This is a genomic window from Myxococcales bacterium (assembly GCA_016712525.1).
In the GTDB taxonomy this organism is placed as follows: domain Bacteria; phylum Myxococcota_A; class Polyangia; order Polyangiales; family Polyangiaceae; genus JAAFHV01.
Genome location: JADJQX010000007.1, coordinates 130,704 through 150,091 on the forward strand (window position 1 = coordinate 130,704; position 19,388 = coordinate 150,091).

18 protein-coding genes and 1 riboswitch are annotated in these 19,388 nt (G+C 69.7%); of the genes, 13 read left to right on the plus strand and 5 right to left on the minus strand.

Going from position 1 to position 19,388, the window contains the following annotated elements:
• Positions 1 to 21: 21 nt before the first annotated feature.
• On the minus strand, positions 22 to 849 hold the full coding sequence (locus tag IPK71_17675) for a hypothetical protein (protein ID MBK8215564.1): 828 nt from the start codon (positions 847 to 849) through the stop codon (positions 22 to 24).
• Positions 850 to 934: 85 nt separating this feature from the next.
• Here IPK71_17675 and IPK71_17680 point away from each other — a divergent pair, with 85 nt between their 5' ends.
• A complete protein-coding gene (locus IPK71_17680) occupies positions 935 to 1,525 on the plus strand; it encodes a hypothetical protein (protein ID MBK8215565.1) in 591 nt (196 codons plus the stop codon).
• On the opposite strand, the gene IPK71_17685 is transcribed toward IPK71_17680, so the two are convergent.
• Both IPK71_17685 and IPK71_17690 read right to left on the minus strand, forming a co-directional pair.
• A complete protein-coding gene (locus tag IPK71_17685; protein MBK8215566.1) occupies positions 1,430 to 2,455 on the minus strand; it encodes a DMT family transporter in 1,026 nt (341 codons plus the stop codon). The two genes, IPK71_17680 and IPK71_17685, sit on opposite strands and share 96 nt — an antisense overlap.
• Positions 2,452 to 3,801 (minus strand): 1-acyl-sn-glycerol-3-phosphate acyltransferase, encoded by a 1,350-nt coding sequence (locus IPK71_17690; GenBank protein MBK8215567.1) that lies wholly within the window; start codon positions 3,799 to 3,801, stop codon positions 2,452 to 2,454. The genes IPK71_17685 and IPK71_17690 overlap by 4 nt, the downstream gene beginning before the upstream one ends.
• Before the next feature lie 87 nt (positions 3,802 to 3,888).
• Here IPK71_17690 and IPK71_17695 point away from each other — a divergent pair, with 87 nt between their 5' ends.
• The 3 genes from IPK71_17695 (at position 3,889) to IPK71_17705 (ending at position 8,180) form a co-directional block, all read left to right on the plus strand.
• Entirely contained in the window at positions 3,889 to 5,751 is a 1,863-nt protein-coding gene (locus IPK71_17695; protein MBK8215568.1) for a DUF1549 domain-containing protein, read from the plus strand.
• A gap of 7 nt (positions 5,752 to 5,758) precedes the next feature.
• Complete coding sequence (locus IPK71_17700) at positions 5,759 to 7,009, plus strand: DUF1501 domain-containing protein (protein MBK8215569.1); 1,251 nt, start codon at positions 5,759 to 5,761, stop codon at positions 7,007 to 7,009.
• Positions 7,010 to 7,412: 403 nt separating this feature from the next.
• Positions 7,413 to 8,180: a DUF1275 domain-containing protein gene (locus IPK71_17705; GenBank protein MBK8215570.1), complete on the plus strand. Its 768-nt coding sequence runs from the start codon at positions 7,413 to 7,415 to the stop codon at positions 8,178 to 8,180.
• A gap of 27 nt (positions 8,181 to 8,207) precedes the next feature.
• Here IPK71_17705 and IPK71_17710 read toward each other — a convergent pair whose 3' ends face one another.
• Positions 8,208 to 9,749 carry a protein kinase gene (locus tag IPK71_17710; protein ID MBK8215571.1) on the minus strand — a complete coding sequence of 514 codons (1,542 nt, stop codon included), beginning with the start codon at positions 9,747 to 9,749 and terminating at the stop codon, positions 8,208 to 8,210.
• Positions 9,750 to 10,353: 604 nt separating this feature from the next.
• On the opposite strand from IPK71_17710, the gene IPK71_17715 reads away from it, so the two are divergent.
• The 8 genes from IPK71_17715 (at position 10,354) to IPK71_17750 (ending at position 17,470) form a co-directional block, all read left to right on the plus strand.
• Positions 10,354 to 10,935 carry a hypothetical protein gene (locus IPK71_17715; GenBank protein ID MBK8215572.1) on the plus strand — a complete coding sequence of 194 codons (582 nt, stop codon included), beginning with the start codon at positions 10,354 to 10,356 and terminating at the stop codon, positions 10,933 to 10,935.
• Positions 10,936 to 11,249: 314 nt separating this feature from the next.
• Entirely contained in the window at positions 11,250 to 12,233 is a 984-nt protein-coding gene (locus tag IPK71_17720; GenBank protein ID MBK8215573.1) for a fatty acid desaturase, read from the plus strand.
• A 133-nt stretch (positions 12,234 to 12,366) separates the two neighbouring features.
• Positions 12,367 to 13,392, plus strand: coding sequence for a thiamine pyrophosphate-dependent dehydrogenase E1 component subunit alpha (locus tag IPK71_17725; protein MBK8215574.1), 1,026 nt, complete (start codon positions 12,367 to 12,369; stop codon positions 13,390 to 13,392).
• A 3-nt stretch (positions 13,393 to 13,395) separates the two neighbouring features.
• On the plus strand, positions 13,396 to 14,457 hold the full coding sequence (locus IPK71_17730) for an alpha-ketoacid dehydrogenase subunit beta (GenBank protein ID MBK8215575.1): 1,062 nt from the start codon (positions 13,396 to 13,398) through the stop codon (positions 14,455 to 14,457).
• A 21-nt stretch (positions 14,458 to 14,478) separates the two neighbouring features.
• Positions 14,479 to 14,910 carry a hypothetical protein gene (locus IPK71_17735; GenBank protein ID MBK8215576.1) on the plus strand — a complete coding sequence of 144 codons (432 nt, stop codon included), beginning with the start codon at positions 14,479 to 14,481 and terminating at the stop codon, positions 14,908 to 14,910.
• The gene (locus IPK71_17740) at positions 14,907 to 15,332 is read left to right on the plus strand and encodes a hypothetical protein (protein ID MBK8215577.1); all 426 of its coding nucleotides are present in this window, start codon (positions 14,907 to 14,909) and stop codon (positions 15,330 to 15,332) included. Before IPK71_17735 ends, IPK71_17740 begins: the two co-directional genes overlap by 4 nt.
• Positions 15,333 to 15,489: 157 nt before the next feature.
• Positions 15,490 to 15,804: a hypothetical protein gene (locus IPK71_17745; protein MBK8215578.1), complete on the plus strand. Its 315-nt coding sequence runs from the start codon at positions 15,490 to 15,492 to the stop codon at positions 15,802 to 15,804.
• Positions 15,805 to 15,882: 78 nt separating this feature from the next.
• Positions 15,883 to 16,068: riboswitch (cobalamin riboswitch) on the plus strand.
• 76 nt (positions 16,069 to 16,144) lie between these two features.
• Positions 16,145 to 17,470 (plus strand): hypothetical protein, encoded by a 1,326-nt coding sequence (locus IPK71_17750; protein MBK8215579.1) that lies wholly within the window; start codon positions 16,145 to 16,147, stop codon positions 17,468 to 17,470.
• Between the two features lie 73 nt (positions 17,471 to 17,543).
• Here IPK71_17750 and IPK71_17755 read toward each other — a convergent pair whose 3' ends face one another.
• Positions 17,544 to 17,912, minus strand: coding sequence for a sulfurtransferase (locus tag IPK71_17755; GenBank protein ID MBK8215580.1), 369 nt, complete (start codon positions 17,910 to 17,912; stop codon positions 17,544 to 17,546).
• Between the two features lie 44 nt (positions 17,913 to 17,956).
• Between IPK71_17755 and IPK71_17760 the strand changes: the two genes are divergently transcribed.
• Complete coding sequence (locus tag IPK71_17760) at positions 17,957 to 19,372, plus strand: FAD-binding oxidoreductase (protein ID MBK8215581.1); 1,416 nt, start codon at positions 17,957 to 17,959, stop codon at positions 19,370 to 19,372.
• The last annotated feature ends 16 nt before the right edge of the window (positions 19,373 to 19,388 follow it).

A 19,388-nucleotide genomic window follows, 5' to 3' on the forward strand; every position in this document is an offset into this window, starting at 1 on the left:
TGCCCGTCCGACGCGCGTGGCTCAGGGGCGCTTCGACCCGGAGCACCGTTTGGTGCCGACCACCACGTGCACCCCTTGGTTCGAGGGGAGCATCTCTTCGACGAGCTCGGTCGAGCGGGGGCGGCCCGTGAAGATGTCGATGTGCGCGTCGCGGACCTTGAGCCCACGGTCCTCGACCACGAGGCACCCGTCGTGGAGGCTGCCCCCTTCGCCCACCGCCAGCCCGTCGAGCTCCGGGACGTAAATGTCCGTACCCATGGGCAAAAAGTGGGTGTCGGCCGCCACGCTCCGGAGGGGGCGGATGGCCTTCCCGGCCGCGCCTCGACCGAAGGGGTAGACCTTCGGGTCGAGGGCCTCGAAACAAATCTTCTGGCTCGTACGCGGGCAGATGTCGGCGCACGGACAGTCGCGCTTCGCGAAGCTCACGGTGCCCCCGCGGGCGAGGGAGCCCGAGCCTTGGACGCAGAGCGCCTCGAAGAACGTGCGGGAGACGTCCCCGATGGCGCCGCAGGACGCGTCGCGGAGGGTGACCTTCGCGCCCTTCTCGTCCTTGGCGGCCATGTCGGCCTCGGACGGAAAGTCGTAGTACGTGTTGCGGAAGACGCCGAGGTTCTGGCCTCGTACGTCGTCCGGGACGTGCTCTTTCGCCTCCAGGGTGACGCTCGCTTTGCGCCCTGGCGCGGGCGCGGAGCGGCTCTCGGGGCTCGGGAGCGTGGGCTCGGTCGCGGGGGTGAGCGGCTCCTCGATGAACGCGGAGCCCGTGCCCCACCCGCACGCAGCGAGCCCGCTCGCGAGGGCGACGGTCGTGGCGAGAGGCCCGAGGGCGGCGGCGAGTCGAGCGCGCGTCATGCCTCATCCTTCCTACGGGACGGCGTTTCGGTCAAACTCCCGGAGAGTGCGGGCCTCTCGACTTATCGAAGCGCTTATCGTCGTCGTGGGTGTCGCTACGGTGGCGCACGCCCATACGCTGGGGATCTCGTCGGGCGAATACAGGGCGTCGGGCTCGCGGCTGGTGGTGCACCTCGCCTTTGCGGCCTCCGACGCCGCGCTGCTCGTGCCGGCGCTCGACGGTGACGGGGACGGTCGTGTCGCGGCGGCCGAGGTCGTGCGGGCGCGTCCGGCCATCGAGGGCGCGATGCGGTCCTTCGTCGTCGTCTCGGGGGACGGCGGCCTCTGCGACGGGCACGTGACCGATGCGGCGCTCACGGAGGGCGACGGCGTGATCGTGGACGCGACGTTCACCTGTGCTCACGAGCCCGCAGGGTTCGACCTGGCGTTCCCGGGCCTCTCGGCGCTCGGCCCCTCGCACCGTCACGTCGCGCGCACCATCGGGACGAGCACGGCAGACGCCCTCCTCACGACGGACACGCCGCACGTCGCCTTCGTGACGAGGACAGGGGCGCCACGTACGCCCGAGCCCGCGTCGTCGTCACGCCGCTGGCTGGTCGTCGTGGGGCTCGTCGTGGCCTTCGTCGGCGCGGCCCTCGTTCGGCGCGCGCGTCGGAGATCCCACGGTCAAGGGTGATGGATCCAAGTTTTCGAAATCGCTTTGGTTTTCGGATGCCTTGGTCGGCGAGGCGGTTGCCTGGACGGTGACGGCGACGACGATGAGCGCGCCGCCGAGCAACGCGAATCCCGAGGGCCTCTCTCCCACCATGAGGAACACCCAGAGCGGGCTGACGATCGGCTCGATCGCGGCGATGAGCGAGCTCTCGAGCGCCGGGAGATCCCGTACGGCGCTCGCGTAGAAGAGGTACGGCACGGCGATCTGGAACGTACCGAGCAGGCCGATGGTCACCCAGGCTCCCGTGGAAGCGGGCATGGCGGCGAGCGCCTTCGGCAGACAGACGAGCGCCGCGACCACGTTCCCGAGCGTCATGGCGACGAGGGGAGTGAGCGGCTCTTCGGGGAGCGCGCCTCTCCGCCGGGCGAGGTCGTCCATGCGCAGCAAGATGGGCAGCCCCGCGAAGCCGAAGCTCGAGACGACGGCCACGACGTTGCCGAGCCGCCCTTCCGAGCTGAGATCGCCCATGAAGAAGAGCACCATGCCCACCATCGTCGCGAGGACGGCGAGCGCCTCGCGGCGGCCGACGCGCTCGCCGAGGAGGAACGGCGAGAGGATCGCGACGTACACCGGCGCGGTGTATTGGATGAGGATGGCGTTGGCGCCCGTGGTGAGCTTGGCGGCGGCCACGAAGCACACGACCATCACGGCATAGCTCACCGCGGCGAGGCCGACGCGGGGGCGCCTCGCGGTCGCGACGATGCGCGCGAGGGGAGCTCGTGAGCCCAGCGCGACGCCCATGACCACGGTCGCGAAGACGGCGCGCAGGCAGGCGATCGTCGGAGCTGCGGTGGTGGAGAGCGTCTTGATGCCGAGGGCTCCGGTGCTCCAGAGCAGCGCCGCGACGACGACGAAGAGGCGGGCGCGAGGCCTTCTCTCGTGCCCTGTCACGCGCGAGCCTCGGTGAGCTTCTCCCGCGCCGCTTCGATCGCCGCGCGAGCCTCGGTGCGTGCGGCCCGGAGCGCCTCGAGCCTCCCTCTCCCGCGCCCGAGCACGAGGCCGAACGTGTCGGCGAGCCGCGGGAGGTGGTCGACCCACACGATCGCCGCGAACGGGCTCGCGAGGACGAGCGCGACCGAAGCTGCCGCGGCTCCCATCCCGAGCGAACGTGTGGCCACGAAGGCCGAAATCGCGGCGCCCAGGGCCCACAGCGGGAAGACGAGGAGCCCGACGCCGAGCTTCGTGGTCGAGGTCATGTCCGACGCCTCCTCTTTGGTCGCGCGGGCGACGAGTCGGGGGACCTGGTACGGCACGAAGTAGAGCGCCGCGCCGAAGAGCGCGACCGGGAGCACCGCGAGGAATGCGGCGAGCGCGGCGGGAGAGCGCTCGGCGACGATCGCGTCGGGCCTTCGCACGGTGGCGTCGGACACGCGGGCTTCGGCGAGCTTTCGGTAGTACGCGGACACCTTCACCCGCACGTCCTTCACGGCGGGGTGAGCGTCGCCGAGGAGGCGATGCGCCGCTTGAACCTCTTTGCCGATCGTGCTCGAGGTGTGGAGGCTCTCGGCGTCGCTCTCGCCCTCGTGGGCGAGCAGCTCGGCCACCTGACCGATGAGGACGCGGTCCTCCCACGTCCGTCCCTCGACGACGAGGTCGGCGAGACCTTGGCGGAGGACCTCGGTGATGCGGTTCGCGAGGGTGCCGTCGTCCGGCGAGTCTGCCGCGACATCGTCGATCGAGACGACATTTCCGTACACGACCAGAGCGCGCGAGCGGAAGATCTCGCGTTCGTCGAACGTGAGCCCCACGGGCTGCACGGTCAGCCGAGCCGCCGGGTCGATGCTCCTGGCGCGCGCGAGCATCCGCCCCGCGCCCGAGCGGAGCGGCACGAGGGACGGCTCGTTGTGGCTCGTCCCCTCAGGAAAAATGAGGATGTTGCCGCCCGTCGCGAGGTGCGCGCCGACGCGTTCGAACACGGCGTCGTTGTCGCCCTGGGCCTTCGTCGGATCGTCGCGTCGCCTCACCACGGGGACGGCGTCGGCGAGGTCGAGGAGAGGTCGGAGAAACGGGATCTGCCAGAGCGCGTGTTTCGCGACGGGGGAGATCGGGGGCTTCGCCGAGGTGACGACGAGGATCGGATCGACCAGCGCGTTCACGTGGTTCGCGCCGAAGAGCCTCCCCCGAACTTGCTCGTCAGGCACGTCGCCCACGACCTCGACGTTGCGAAAGTACGTTCGCAGGACGAGTCCGAAGAAGCGCGTGACCGCCTTTCGGAGCGGGTTTTCGGGCGATGCCATCGGGCGGCGACCATAGCGCGACGAACCACGGACGTGGGTGCCGACGTGCGCCTTTACGGCGACCTTCGTGTCGGCGAACCTTGGGGCATGAAGTGGACTCGGCCCGGACTTTTGGCCCTCGCGCTCGCCTCCTGCGGTGAGCCCCCCGCGCCGCCGAAGGCGCCTCCCGTCGTTCCTAACGATCGCCCCGTCCCCGCGCCTCCTTCGGGCGTGGTGCGGCTCTCTTCGGCGGACGTCGATCGCGCCATTCGGGCTTCGTGGGAAAAGGCCGGGATCACCCCGGCCGCGCGCGCCGACGACGCGACCTACCTGCGTCGCGTGACGCTCGACGTGATCGGGCGGCCGCCCACACCCGAGGAGATCGAGTCCTTCGTCGCGGATCGCGCCGCCGACAAACGCGCGAAGAAGGTCGATGCCCTGCTCGCATCCCCCGAGTACGCGCGGCACTTCGCGAACGTGTGGGAGGAGATCCTCGTGGGGAACGAGGTGCGCGAGCAGCGGCTCGATCGGCAGGAGCTCCGCAAGTGGCTCCTCGCGCAGTTTCAACAAAACACACCGTGGGACAAGGTCGTGGCCGGGCTCGTCGCGGCGACCGGTCGCAACAGCGAAGGGGGCCCGAGGAACGCGCTGCCCATGGAGCTGCCCGCCGAGCCGGCCCCGATGGCCCCGCGCGCCGACGACACCGCACGTGCGGCGACGGGCCCCGGCACCCTGAACGGCGCGGTCAACTACACGCTCCGATTCCAAGGCCCGCAAGATCTCGCGGGCTCGGCGTCGCGCACGTTCTTGGGCGTGCAGATCCAGTGCGCGCAGTGCCACGACCACAAGACCGAGAAGTGGAAGCAGGACGACTTCCGGAAGTTCACGGCGGCCTTCTTGCGGGCCGAGGTCGACGTCGTCGACAAGGGCGACAAGGGAGGCATTCGACGCGTCGATCTCGTCGACTCGGCGCGCGTCCCGCCTCGCTTCGTGAAGGCTCAGGACCTCGCCCCCATCGCCGCGGCGACGCCGACGGCCCTCGACGGCACCCCGCTCGACAAAGGGAAGGACACACGCCGTGAGCTCGCAGCCTGGATGACGTCGCCGAAAAATCCATGGTTTGCGAAGGCTTACGTGAACCGGGTGTGGGCTCATTTCTTGGGTCGAGGGTTTCAGAACCCGGTCGACGACATGCGCCCCTCGAACCCGACGACGCTCCCCGAGCTGCTCGAGCGGATCGCGCGTGATTTCGCCGACGGAGGCTTCGATCCGAAGGCGCTCGTGCGGCTCGTGTGCGGGAGCGAGGTCTACGCGCTCGAGGCACGAGGAGGCACGAACGTCGACACCGAGAACCTCACCTGGGCCAGGTTCCGGATGGTTCCCCTCGGGCCCGAGGAGCTGCTCGCGCATCTCTTCGCGGCGACGCGGGTCGAGCGCGCCGCCGAGGCCGCGGGGATCAAGAACCTCCCCACGCTGAAGGCACAGCTCGCGAAGAGCTACGCGTTCCTCTTCGACGTCGACGAGGTCGAGGACTCGAAGACCTTCGAGGGCAACGTGACGCAGGCCCTCTCGCTGCTCAACGGGAACGTGACCGGCTACGGCACGCGGGCGCTCCCGGGCACGGCGCTCGCGGAGGTGCTCTCCCGCGGGACCGACGCCGAGAAGGTGCAGGCGCTCTACCTGCGCACCGTCCATCGGCGGGCGACGGAGGCCGAGGTGGCGCGCGCGGTAGCCTACCTCGACCAGGCCGAGAAGCTCCCGGATCCGAGCGCGGCTCCCGCCCCGGGTCCCGCTCCATCGCCCCCCGGAAAGGGAGGCAAGGGAAAGAAGAAGGCGCCCTCGGGGGACGCGGCCCAGCTCGCGAGGCTCGCGGCAGGGCGGGCAGGGGCGAGCGCCGACGGTCGCACGCGCGCGTTCGAGGATCTTTTTTGGGCGCTGCTCACGTCGAGCGAGTCGCTCCTGAACCACTGAGGCGCTCATGTCGACTTACACACGCCGCGACGTCGTCCGAATGTTCTCTGCGAGCTCGCTCGCTGCCCTCGTGGGCGCGCGCCTCGAGCACGAAGCCCGCGCCGACGCGAAGCCCGCCCGCGCGAAGTCGCTCGTCGTGCTCTGGATGAACGGCGGACAGAGCCACGTCGACACCTGGGATCCGAAGCCGGGCACGCCCCAAGGGGGCCCGCACAAGGCGATCAAAACGGCGACTCCGGGGCTCTCGATCAGCGAGCACATGCCGGAGCTCGCGAGGCTCTCGCAGAAGCTCTGCGTCGTGCGGGGGCTCGTCCACAAGGAGGGCAATCATCAGCGCGCGAACGCCCTCCTCCACACGAGCTATTCACCCACACCCACGGTCGAGCACCCGTCGCTCGGTGGCTGGGTAAGCAAGCGGCTCGGGCCGACGCCGCGGGGGTTGCCCGCGTTCGTGAGCCTCGGAGGGCCGAGCCATTCGGCCGGGTTCTTCGGCGTCCAGCACGGCCCGTTCGTGCTGCAGAAGCCGGGTGGTCTCCCCCAGAACGTGACCCACGCGCCCCAGGTCGACGACCGCAGGTTCGCGTCTCGCCTCGGCCTGCTCGAGCAGCTCGAGGCCGACTTCGCGGCGCGCACGGGCGACGCCAAGGTCGAGGGGCGACGCGCGCTCACGTCGCAGGCCGTCGCGCTCATGCGCTGCCCCGATCTGCCCGCGTTCGACCTCGCGAACGTCCCCAAGGCCACCCTCGCGGCATTCGGCGACACCGACTTCGGCCGCGGGTGCCTCGTCGCCTCGCGGCTCGTCGGCGCGGGGACACGCTACGTCGAGGTGGCCCTCGACGGGTGGGACACGCACGTCGACAATTTCGGCCGCACGAAGAAGCTCATGGGCACGCTCGACGCCGGCTTCTCGGCGCTCCTCCGCGAGCTCGATCAGAGAGGGCTCCTCGCCTCCACCACGATCGCGCTCCTCACGGACTTCGGCCGTACGCCGCGCATCAACGGAAACGACGGTCGCGACCACCACCCGCAGGCCTCGAGCCTCGTGCTCGCGGGCGCAGGAATCCGCGCCGGGCAGGTGCACGGCGAGACCGACGCGGAGGGCGGCAAGGTGGTGAAGGGGGCCGTCACCGTCCCGTCCGTCGTGGCGACCCTCGCGACCGTGATGGGCCTCGACCCGGGCGACACGGCGATGTCCCCGGCGGGGCGCCCGATCGCCCTGGCGGACGCGGGCACGCCCGTTCGAGAGCTCCTGGCCTAGCAGCCGTTGATTTTCACCCGTCCCCCGTCGCGGCCTTCCAAGGGTCGTCGGCCGCTCCCCCGTCGGGGACTTCCAGGGGTCGCCGCCGCCGCATCCCGACCGCCTTCGTCGCGATCTGCGGTGCGTCCCCCGTCGGGGACTTCCAAGGGGCGTGCTCTCGTCCAAATACGAAAGTAGGCTCTCGGATCCGGGCGCGGACGTCGAACGGCCTCGGTCCGAAAAATCAACAGGCTGCCTGGCGGAAGGCGCCGGGCGAGCGCGACCCAGCTGGGTCGTAAGTGCTCAATAATACTACGAACTTTGCTTGGCTTCGGGCGAACGCCTGCGGTCGCCCTCCCGAAAATCTTTCGGAAACGAAAGAAGGGCTGGCAAAACCTTGCGCGTTCGTTAAGTTCGAAGGCGCATGAACGTAGCCCTTTTCGAGCCGAAAGAGGTCTTTCTTCGCCGGAACCTCGTGAGCTGGGCGGCCTTGTGCTTCGCGTCGGGGGCGGTCAACGCCGGGGCGCTCCAAGCGTGCCGCCGCCTCATCACGCACGTCACGGGCATCGCCACCCGCATCGGGGCCGACGTCGGCCAGTGGAAGCTCCTCATCGAGTACGCGATCGTGCTGAACGCCTTTCTGTTCGGTGCGCTCGCGGCAAGCTTCTGGATCGTCAAGCGTGTGCGTCGGGGCGTCGGGCCCGCGTACGCCGTGCCGCTGTTCGCCGTGGCTGGGCTCCTCGTGATCACCGCGTCGCTCGGGCGAGCGGGCGCCTTCGGCCCCTTCGGGACCACGGTGGAGACGGCCGGCGACTTCGTGCTCCTCGCGCTGCTCGCGTTCGCGAGCGGCCTGCAGAATGCATCGATTGGCCTGGCGACGGGGTCGCTCGTTCGCACCACGCACATGACGGGCCCCGCGACCGACATGGCCGTCCACTTCGGGAATTTTTTGTGGGGTCGCCCGGAGATGAGGCCGGACGCTCTCCGGCACGTCGGGCTCCGCGCTCTCAAGCTTACGTCCTTCATTTTCGGCGGCGTCGTCGCGGCGCTCACGGCCGACAAGCTCCAGTACTTCGTCTTTCTGTTGGCGGTGCCGCCGATCACGTTCGCCGCGCTTCGCAGCTTGATCGAGCCTGCCGGCCAGGCCGTGGCCGAGGCGACGCCGATAAGCCAAGCGACCCCCGACGTCTGACGCCGACCTCCGGAGTGCTCCGGCGGGTCACCGAGGGGCGAGGCTCCCGTCGAGGGCCGGGGAGCTCGCCCCGGCGGAGAGCCCGTGGGTCGCCGAGCGGCCTTGGGTCGCCGCGCGCCCGTAGGGAGCGATGATGGCGACCGTGATGGCCACGATGGCCACGATGGCGGCGAGGCCGATCGAGCCCCACGGGGGAGAGGCGAGGTACGGTCGCGGAGGCTCGGGGCGAGCGGGCTCGGAGGCGGGCGCTGCCGGCGACGGCTGCACCACGCGGGAGAGCGGCAGCACGGGCTCCGGGAGGAGATCGGCGTAGGAGCGACCGAGCGGGAGCGTGCGCGCGGCGCGCGGGGAGCCCATGGGCGCGGGCTGGGGCCTCCCGGGCCCGGGGGCAGCCTGCGCGGCGAGGGCGAGCCCTGGCGGAGGCGCGAGCGCCAGCGTGGCCCGCGCGTTCGCCGGTATGGGGGGCGGAGTCGGTCCAATCGAGACGAGCTCCGCGTCGGTCACCGAGACCGTGCTCTCGGGCGTCGGCTTGAAGCGGGGCTCCTCGATGAGTGTCGGCGCGGCGAGGTGGCCCGGCAGGAAGGGGGCCGGGTCGGCCGTGCGCGCCTTCTCTCGCGATGGGTCGTGGCTCGCAGGAGCGCCGATCGTGTCGAAGAGCCTGCTCAGCGTCCGCGCGGCCGCGAGGGCCGTCGGGCGGCGGTCGGGGCGGTTGTCGAGCAGCGCGGCGACGAGGGCCACGAGCTCCGTGCGCACGTCCGGGGCGAGCGCCCCGAGCCTCGGGCATCCTTCGAGCGAAGGAGGCCCCACGACGCGCGCGGCCCGTGCGCCCCGCGCCGATCGCTCGGCCTGCGCGAAGGGGTGAGCGCCCGAGAGCATCTCGAAGAGCACGATCCCCGCGGAGTACACGTCGGTCGCGGGGCCGAGCTGCCCGCCCGCCTCCAGCTGCTCGGGCGCGGCGTAGTGCGCCGTTCCGAAGAACCCGGTCTGGGCGTCCTTCTCGAGCATGAGCTTCATGACCCCGAAATCGAGGAGCTTCGCGCGCTCTTCTCCGTACGTGTCGCGGTGCACGAACACGTTCGATGGCTTCACGTCGCGATGGAGGAGCTGCCGGCGGTGGACGTAGTCGAGCGCTCGGAACAGACCGTCCCCGAGCTCGAGCACGCGGTCGATCGGCATCGGGCCGCGATCGATGTGCTCGCGGAGCGTGCCGCCGCGCAGCCGCTCCATCAGGAAGAACGGCCTGGGCGCAGGGCCCACCGTGTGATCGAGTCGAACGACCGCGACCAGGTTCGGGTGATCGAGCTTGGCGAGCGCTCGCGCCTCTCGCTCGAAGCGTTCGACGCTCGCGGGGTCTCGCGCGAGGTGGGCGTCGAGGACCTTGAGGGCGAAGCGCTTGCCGAGCACACGATCCTCGACGTCGAGCACCTGGGCCATGCCCCCGCGGCCGAGCATGCCGCGTACGATGTACTCACCGCCGCCGCTCCGGAGGATCTCTCCGCGCTGGAACGGGACGTTGCCGAGGACGGGCGCATGGGCGGGGAGGGGAGGAGGGGTCTGTCGTGGGCTCATGATGCCGATGGGTCGGCCGGTGCCTCTGCCCCGTTGCCTCCTTTCTTCGGGGCCGTACCGTTTTTTTTGCGCCGCGCGCGGTCGTTCCCATTTGTTTCATGATTACGAGCATTTGTGCACCGTGTCGTGGCGGCGGGCGCCGGCGACGCCCGGCTCGAGACGCCGGTTCGCATCGAGACACCCTCCCCGCGCGTGGCCTTGCGCCGCGGTCGGCTCGCCCGCTACCCTCGTGGGTCGAAGGTCACCGCTGCTTCTGGTCCCGCCCCCGTTTTCGCGATCGGGGGTGCTCGCGGACGGCGCCGGACACAGGTCCGACTCTTCAACGGACGGCAAGAAAGGGCTTCTTCGTATGCAAGGCAACGGCGGATACGGACCTCCGGGGGCACCCCCGGGCGGTGGTGGATACGGGCCTCCTCCGGGAGGGGCGCCGCCTGCGGGTGGTGGATACGGGCCTCCTCCGGGCGGAGCTGCCCCTCCGGGAGCGCCGGGTGGGTACGGAGCGCCTCCGGGAGCGCCGGGAGGTTACGGGGCGCCTCCGGGAGCGCCGGGTGGGTACGGAGCGCCTCCGGGAGCGCCGGGAGGTTACGGGGCGCCTCCGGGAGCGATGGTCCAAGCGGGACCCGCGGGCATGGCCGGTCCGGGTGGCACCGTCATGGGTGTCCCGCTCGAGCCGGGCGAGCGTGTCATCTGGTTCAAGCGCCACGACTACACGGTCGACAAGATCATCATGTGGGTCTTGGGCGTGCTCTTCCTCGTGGTGATCATCGGCATCGTCTTCATCATCTTGGCGCTCATCCACGACGGCCGAAACCCGCGCGCGCACGTCATCACCAACCGGCGCATCATCGTGATCGACGGCAAGGGGCAGCAGCAGTCGTACGCGCTCAACCAAATCGCGGACGTCGAGCCCGTGCGGCAGAGCGCGGGCGGTGGTGGCGGTGGGCTCATCGGGCTCGCCGTTCGTGCCGCGGTGACGGCCGTCGCCAACCACATGGCGAACCAGAACGCCAAGATCGATCCCAGCTACTGGAACCGCACCATCGCGGTCACGCTCACGACCCACCACGGGCAGCGGCTCCAGGTCCCCGCGGGGCTCAACTACGGCCGCGACTTCGGCGTGACGATCGCGCGCGCCGTGTTCATGCGCGAGGCCGAGAACATGCCCCAGGTGCAGTACCTGCCCTGAGGCACGTGGTTCGCTCCGATGGCGCCCTGGCTCTCCTCCGAGCCGGGGCGCTCTCGTTTTCGGGGCTCGTCCTGCAGCTCTTGCACACGCCGCACGCGTGCCTCGGCACCTCGTTCGTCCCGAGGGCCCAGAGCCGACGAACGGCGCTGCCCAAGTGGGCAATAAATATGAGTGATATCATGATTTTGCGTGTGCGAGACGCTCGCGCGATCGACGCACGATCGAGGCGCGACGACGGTGGCCTGCAAAGCTTTTTTCGCAGCGACTCGGGCTTGCTTGGCCGCACGCGAGGGGCTACCCCGGAGCGCAAGGCCATGCTCCGTTACCGCGCAGACGTTCGCACCCTCGTGTTCGTGGGCTTCTACTATGCGTTCTTCGCGTTCGCCTACGCGACGTGGGACAAGGTCGGCCTCGTAGCGCGCGTGCCCATGGTGCTCCTGCTCATGACGGTCTCGTGGATCTGCGCGGTCATCACGCACAACTCGATCCACTGCCCGGTGTTCAAGTCGCGCTGGGCGAACAAGGCCTTCCAGGTGGCGCTCACCTGCTCGTACGGCTTCCCGGTGAGCGAGTACGTGACGGGCCACAACCTCTCGCACCACAAGTACACGCAGGAGCGCAAAGACGTGATGCGCACGACCAAGGTGCGTTACGGCTGGAACCTGCTCTCGTTCCTGCTCTTTTTCCCCGCCGTGGGCATCAGCGTGACGCGCTCGAACTACAAGTACTCGTCCGTCATGAAGGCGAAGCTCCCCAAGTGGCATCGCCAGCTCATGCTCGAGATGATCGTGTGCTGGGGCGTGAAGGCCGTCTTCTTCGCGCTCGACTGGAAGAAGGCGCTCCTCCTCGTGCTCGTGCCGCACCTCTGGGCCGTGTGGGGGATCACGACGGTGAACTACCTCCAGCACGACGGCTGCGACAAGGACCACCCGGTGAACCACTCGCGCAACTTCATGGGGCGCATCTTCAACTGGTTCACCTTCAACAACGGCTTCCACGGCATCCACCACGAGGTGCCGGGGCTCCACTGGAGCCTCCTCCGCGAGGCGCACATGGAGCGCCTCCACCCGACCATCCACCCCGCGCTCGAGCAGAAGTCGCTCCTCGTCTACCTCTTCAAGGCCTTCGTGTTCCCGGGCAAGCGCGTCATGTACGACGGCTCGCCGCTCGTGCTCCCGGAGGACGGGCCCGACGAGAGCTGGATCCCGGAGCGCATCCCTGGGGCCGAGCTCGGCGCCGAAGGGGTCATCGAGGGCGACGGCGCCGAGATGCTCGAGCCGAAGCCCGCCGGCGCCTGACAGCCGAGCCACGACGAGCTTCACGCAGCGCGCCACGTCCCCCGACGTGGCGCGTCTTCATTCGGAACGCCTACTTTTGCCCACGCAACGAGGCGAAGGAGCGCTAGTGTCCCGCCCGGAAGCCGACATGACCATGACGACGATCCCGCTCGCGCCGAAGGGCGCCGAAGACGAGAAGCTCTCCCCCGAGCTGCTCCTCCAAATCCACTCGCACATGCTCACGGGCCGCGTGCTCGAAGAGCGCCTCATCACGATGTACCGCCAAGGGGACGGGTACTTCTGGATCGGGGGACCCGGCGAAGAGGCGTTCAACGTGCCGCTCGGCATGCTCGTGCACAAGGGGGAGGGGATCGCGTACGACTACCTCCACCTTCATTACCGCTCGAGCGGGACGCTCGTGGCCATGGGCGCCGATCCGGTCGACTCGCTCCGCCAGATGAAGAACACGGCGAGCGACCCCTACTCGGGCGGCCGCAACTTCGCGAGCCACTACTCTGTGAAGAAGTGGAACGTCGTGCCGATCTCGTCGCCCATCGAGGTCCAGTACTCGATGGCCACGGGCACAGCGATCGCCCAGAAGCGCGCCGGGTCGAACGGCATCACGATCGTCCAGGGTGGCGACGCCGGCACCGCCGAGGGCGACTTCGCGACGTGCCTCGTGTGGAGCTCGCGCAAAGGCCACGAGGCGCCGGTGCTCATCATCGTCACGAACAACTGCTACGGCATCTCGACGCCGTGGGAGGGCCAGCACGGCGAGGAGCGCGTGAGCGATCGCGGCAAGGCCTTCGGGATGCCCACGGCCACGATCGACGGCAACGACGTCGAGACCTCGTACCACGCCATCAAGAAGGCGATGGACTACGTGCGCACCGAGAAAAAGCCCTTCCTCCTCGAGGCGATGGTGTCGCGCCTCCACGGGCACTCGTCGGCCTCCGGCGCCAATTTCGTCACCCAAGAGCGCGATTGCCTCAAAGAATTCGAGGCCAAGCTCGAGGCGCGTGGTCTCCGCACCCGCAAGGAGATGGACGACATGCGGGCCAAGCTCACCCAGGAGCTCCTCGAGGCGAGCAAGCGGGTCCGCGAGGAGCCGCAGCCCGAAGGAAAGACCATTTACGATCACATCTTCGCCGACAAAAACTACGTCGCAGGAGAGCGCTGAGACATGGCGACCGTCGTTCAAGCCGTACGCATGGCCCTTCACGTCGGTGAGGAGCGCCTCGGCGTCACCGACATCTTCGGCGAGGACATCGGGCCGCCCCTCGGCGGCGCGTTCACGCAGACCCAAGGCCTCAAGACCGCGTGGAACTCCCCGCTCGACGAGCGCGGCATCATCGGCACCGCGATCGGCCTCGCGCTCGCCGGGCAGAAGCCCGTCTGCGAGATCCAGTTCTGCGACTACATCTACAACACCATCGATCTCCTGAAGATCGCGGGCAACACGCTCTGGTCGTCGAACGGCCAGTGGAACGTGCCCATGGTGTGCATGACCCCGGTCGGGGCGGGCATCCGCGGGAGCATCTACCACTCGCACTCGTTCGACGCGACGGCGACCCACATCCCCGGGTGGAAGGTCGTGATGCCCTCGAACCCGCTCGACGCGTACGGGCTCATGCTCTCGGCGATCGTCGACCCGAACCCGGTCATGTACCTCCTCCCGAAGGCGCTCATGCGCACGCGCGCGCTCCCCGAGGAGCTCATCCCCGGCGAGCCGGGCGACGAGAAGGCGCTCTCGAAGATGATCGACGCGCCCCTCGGCGATCGCTCGCAGTGGAGCGCCGAGTGGCCGGACACGCCGACGCTGTTCGTGCCCATCGGAAAGGCGAAGACGCTCCGCGAAGGCGAGCACGTGACCGTGATCTCGTGCGGGCGCCTCGTGCGCGACGCCATGCGTGCCGCCGACGAGCTCCGCGCCGAAGGCGTGTCGGTCGAGGTGATCGACCTCCGCACGCTCTACCCGTACGACTGCGACGCGATCCGAGACAGCGTCAAGAAGACGCACCGCGTGCTCGTCGTGAACGAGGACACCGAGGTCACGAACTTCGGAGAGCACCTCATCCGACGCATCGTCGAAGAGCTCTTCTACGAGCTCTACGCGCCGCCGCGGCTCCTCGCGGGCGCGTTCGTGCCGGGGATCGGCCTCGCCGACAACCTCGAGCACGCCAGCGTTCCGCAAAAGTCCGAAATGATTAAGATTTTGCGGGAGCTTGCGGCCCACGAGCCGTGAGGTCAGGCTAAGGCTCGGTCCATGGCACTCCCACGTTCGGCGCCCGCGGGGGCATTCGAGGCCGGCGCCTTCTTGGTCGTCGAGGACCGTGAGGGCGTGACGGTCGCGGGTGGGGACACGATCGACGTCGAGCGCACGATCTCTCCCGAGAGCCTCGGCCTCGCGGACGACGACGACCTCGGGACCGGCCTCGGTCGCGCCCTCTCTCGGCTCCTCGGCCGCGAGGTGGCCGACGAGGACGGCATCTACGATTTCGCCGTCCGCGATCCGTCGGCTCGCGATCGTGTGGTGGCAAGCTTGGTGTTGGCCGTGTCCGACGACGACGATGCGGTCGAGCTCTCGCTCGAGGTCGCGACGGACGTGTCGGCCAAAGAGATCGTGTCGCACATCGTCGCGGCGATCGCGAAGGCGTCGGCTATTGCGGAGAAGGGCCCTTCGCCCGAGGCCTCGTGAGGCCCCGCCCCGTCTTCGACCGAACGCTCCGCGTGCTCGTCGCGTGGCTCGTTGCGCTCGCGATGTTCCTGGGCGGCCTCGGTCCCATCGTCGCCCGCGCGCTCGCCGGGGCGCCCGCGCACGCGTGCCACTGCGCGCTCGGCGGAGCCCACACGACGTGCGTGTGCCCCATCTGCAGCCCCGAGCTGCGCGACGGCGACGACCCCGAAGGAGGAGGTGTCGCGAGCGTACGCGGCACCTGCGGAGACGAGCCTCGTGCCGTCCTCGCCAAGTGGCTCCCTCTCGACGTGCCCCACCGAGGAGAGGTCCCCGTCGTGGGGTGGGAGCGCGCGCCCGCTCCTTCCGGGGAGCGACGACGGGTGGGGTTGATCCGGCCGCCCCCCGAGCCCGAGCCACCTCGAACGGCCCGCGTCTCCACCTGAACCAAGCGCCGTGCCGTCGCTGCCGCGCTCGCGTGAGGCTCTCGCGCGAGGTGGGGCTGCGGGCTCGCGCGCCTCGTGCGTGCCACTGCCGGCGCGCGCGGGGAGACGTCCATGTTCATGCCGCGCGGGCCGCTCGTCCGCGCATCGAGACCTACCGATGATCCTGTTTCGTTCCTTCGGGGCGCCCGTCTTGGCGTCCATGCTGGGCGCCGCGTGCGCCATCTCCGCCTGCTCCCACGACCACGACGACGGCGAGACGCACACCGCGTCGTACCCGTCCTGCTCGGCCATCCTCGAGGCCTGCCACCCGCTCGACGAGGGGACGGGTCCAATCCACGACTGCCACGACCTCTCGCACGACGGGACGGAGGAGATGTGCGCGCCGCGCAAGGCCGAGTGCCTCACCGTGTGTGTGCCGAAGGCCGACGCGGGGGCCGACGCCACGCCTCGCGACGCCGCCTCGGGAGGTTGAGCCGGTCGCCCTTGCGTCGGCGCGACCATTCGCGCTAGAGGCCACGCGTCGCACGCCGAGGGAGACCTCGCCTTGCGGCGCGTGACGTCGTGAGGCGTGGGCTCCTCCTCGCCTCACTGGGAAGCCGGTGAAAGACCGGCGCGGCACCCGCCACGGTATCCGGGGACGAACCCGAGCAAATCCACCGACGCCTCGCGCTTCGGGAAGGGCTCGGGGGAGGACGATCCGGGAGCCCGGAGACCGGACGCTACGCTCACTGGCTCGGGTGAACCCCGGGCATGGTTCGAGCCGAGGGCCGTCCCGAGGCTCGGCCCACGCGGGCTGCGTGGGAGGAGTGTCTATGAAATCATTGAAGATTTGCGGCCTCGTGGCCGTAGGTGCGGCGCTGTGCTCGAGCGCCTTCGTCGCGTGCACGGGGGACGACGAGGTGTTCGCGACCGATGGCGGGACCGACGCGTCGTTCGACGTGTTCCGCCCGGACGTCGCCGTCCCGGAGCCGGGGCGTGACGCCGCGGTCGACGGAGACGCCGGAGACGCCGGCCCGAAGCCGACGCCGCGTGTGCTCGTCACGATGAACGGCGCGACCTCGAGCGAGCTGGTCGCCGTGAGCCTCGCGTCGCGAGCGATCGACGGCCGCCTCACGTTCCCGGGCTTCATCGGCGGCACCTACGCCGACGGCGACGACCTCTGGCTGCTCGAGCAAGCCGTGGACGTGGTGGCCAAGATGGACCGCCTCGAGCCCTGGAAAATCAAGGCGACGTACGACGTGGCGCTCTCCGATCGCAGAGACGGAGGCGACGCCTATTCGGACCCCGTGGCCGTGGTCGCGTCGGCCGGGAACAAGGCGTACGTGCTCCGGTACACGCGCAACACGATCGCGGTGATCTCTCCGTCCGTCGAAGGCGACGGCTCCGTCCCGGTGCGGACGATCGACCTCTCGGCGCTCGTGGCCCCCGGGGACGCGGACGGCCTCCTCGAGATGACGTCGGCCGTGTACGTGGCCGCCAAGAAGCGCCTCTACGTGACGCTCGCGAACATCGACAAAACCACCATCGTTCCGCCCAATTACGACCTCCCGTGCCCCGGCGTGGGTGGGCTCGCGAGCACCGTGGTCGCCATCGACACCGACACCGACACGCTCGTCAATCTCGGCGGCACGGGGCCTGGCGGCGGCATCGCGCTCTCCGGGTACAACGTGGCGTTCGGCGCGCGGAGCTTCTACGACCCGGCCGGGGATCGGCTGCTCGTGCTTACGGCGGGCTGCGGCCCGTTCGGCGGAACGCAGCGCGCGGGGATCGACGAGGTGAAGCTCGCGACCGGTCAGGCGAGCCGCGTCCTTCCGACCGACACGCAGGGGTACGCGAGCGCCTTCGAGCGCTTCGGCACGAAGTACCTGCTCGGTCTCGGCGGGCAGGTCTTCCCCTGGGATCCGACGAAGACCACGCTCGACCCGGCCATCCCGAACGCGCCCTCGAGCTTCGCGTTCGACGGCGTCGACAAGCTCGTCGGCGCGCGCAAGCGCCCCGGCGTGGACGGTGGCCCCGGCGCCGTCGAGATCGTCCGCGTGCCCCTCTCGGGGGACGGTGGCGTCGAGACGCTGTCGGTGAACCCGTTCACGAAGAACGACGGCTTCTTGGGCACGGTCGAGGTGTGGCCGCGCAACTGAGCGTTCGCGTGTCGTCACGGTGGAGGCCGTTACGCGCCGGCCTCCCCGTCACCGCCTCGGGCGCTCGCGCAGGTCACCGCTCGATCGTGTGACCGGCCTCTTTCCAGCCGCGAAATCCGCCGTCCATCGACACCACCCGCGTGTACCCCATCTTCGCGAGCGATTCGGCCGCGAGCACCGAGCGAAAACCTCCGCCACAGTAGAGGACGATCTCGGTGCTCGTGTCGGGGAACGTCGTCTCGACGTCGCGCTCGAGGATGCCGCGACCGATGAGGCGTGCCCCGGGCAGATGCCCGTTCGCGAACTCGCTCTCCTCGCGCACGTCGACGAGCACGAACCGCTCACCGCTCGCGATCCGCGCCGCCACGTCGGCGACCGTGCACTCGCGCACGTTCTCGCGGGCCTCGGTGACGAGCTTCAAAAAACGCGGGCTGTGGTCCATCGGGGTTTGCCTCCGTGGCGGAGCGTAAACTAGATCCTCGGGTCATGTCCGCGCCCGCGCTCACTCCGGCCCGCTTCGACGCCTTTGCCCGCGCCCTCGCCGAGACCGTCCCGGAGCTCGCGACGAGCGTCGAGCCCGAGGATCTCGCCACGTACGGCCGGGACTGGACCCGCGTCTACGAGCCACGCCCGTCGCTCGTCGCCTTCCCGCGCTCGCGGGACGAGGTGAGCCGGCTGCTCGCGCTCGCGAACCTCCACGGTGTGCCCGTGGTCCCCTCCGGAGGCCGGACCGGCCTCGCGGGAGGCGCCGTCGCGAAGGATGGCGAGGTCGTGCTCTCACTCGAGAAAATGCGGCACATGGACCCGGTCGACGTGGTCGGGGCCACCGTGCGCGTCGAGGCCGGAGCGGTCACCCAGGTCGTCCACGAGCACTGCGCGCCTTTCGGGCTCACGTGGCCCGTCGACTTCGCGTCGAAGGGCTCGAGCCACGTCGGCGGAAACATCGCCACGAACGCGGGCGGCGTGAAGGTGATCCGCTACGGCCTCACGCGCACGTGGGTCTTGGGGCTCGAGGTCGTGCTCGCGAACGGCGAGGTGCTCGAGCTGAACGGGGCCCTCGAGAAGAACAACACGGGCACCGACCTGCGCCAGCTCTTCATCGGGTCCGAGGGCACGCTCGGCGTCGTCACGGCGGCGACCCTCAAGCTCACGAAGCTGCCCGGGAAGCTCACCGTCGCTCTCTTCGCCACGCCTTCGCTCGCGAACGTGCTCCGCCTCTTCGCGAAGGTGCGGACCGGCCCCTTCACCTTGTCCGCGTACGAGTTTTTCACCGCCGAGTGCCTCGCGCGCCTCGAGCGGCACCGCAAAGTGCGCGCCCCGTTCGCCGACGGCTCGCCCTTCTACGTGCTCGTCGAGCTCGAGCACACCGACGAGGCGAGCCTCGAGGCGTTCGTGTCGTCCGTGTTCGACGAGGGCATCGTCACCGACGGCGTGCTCGCGCAGCACGAGGGCGACGCGCGTGCGTTGTGGGAGCTTCGCGAGGGAATCAGCGAGAGCCTCTCGGCGACGGGCCTCCCCCACAAGAACGACATCTCCCTACCTATCGCCGCCCTGGAGCCGTTCTGCGAGAAGCTCGGGAGCGTCTTCGCCGAGCGCTACCCGGGCTGGGAGATTTGCCTCTTCGGCCACGTCGGAGACGGAAACCTCCACGTCAACGTGATGAAGCCCGACGGGCTCGAGAAGGCCGCGTTCCTCGCCAAGACGAAGGAGGCCGACGCCGATCTCTTCACGCTCGTCGCCGCCCACGGGGGCAGCGTGTCGGCCGAGCACGGCATCGGCCTGTTGAAAAAAGCGGCGCTCGGGTACACGCGCAGCCCGGCCGAGATCGAGCGCATGCGCGCGATCAAGAAGGCCTTCGATCCGAACGGCATCCTCAACCCGGGCAAGGTGCTCGACGCCTGAAGGTGCCGACGTTCGC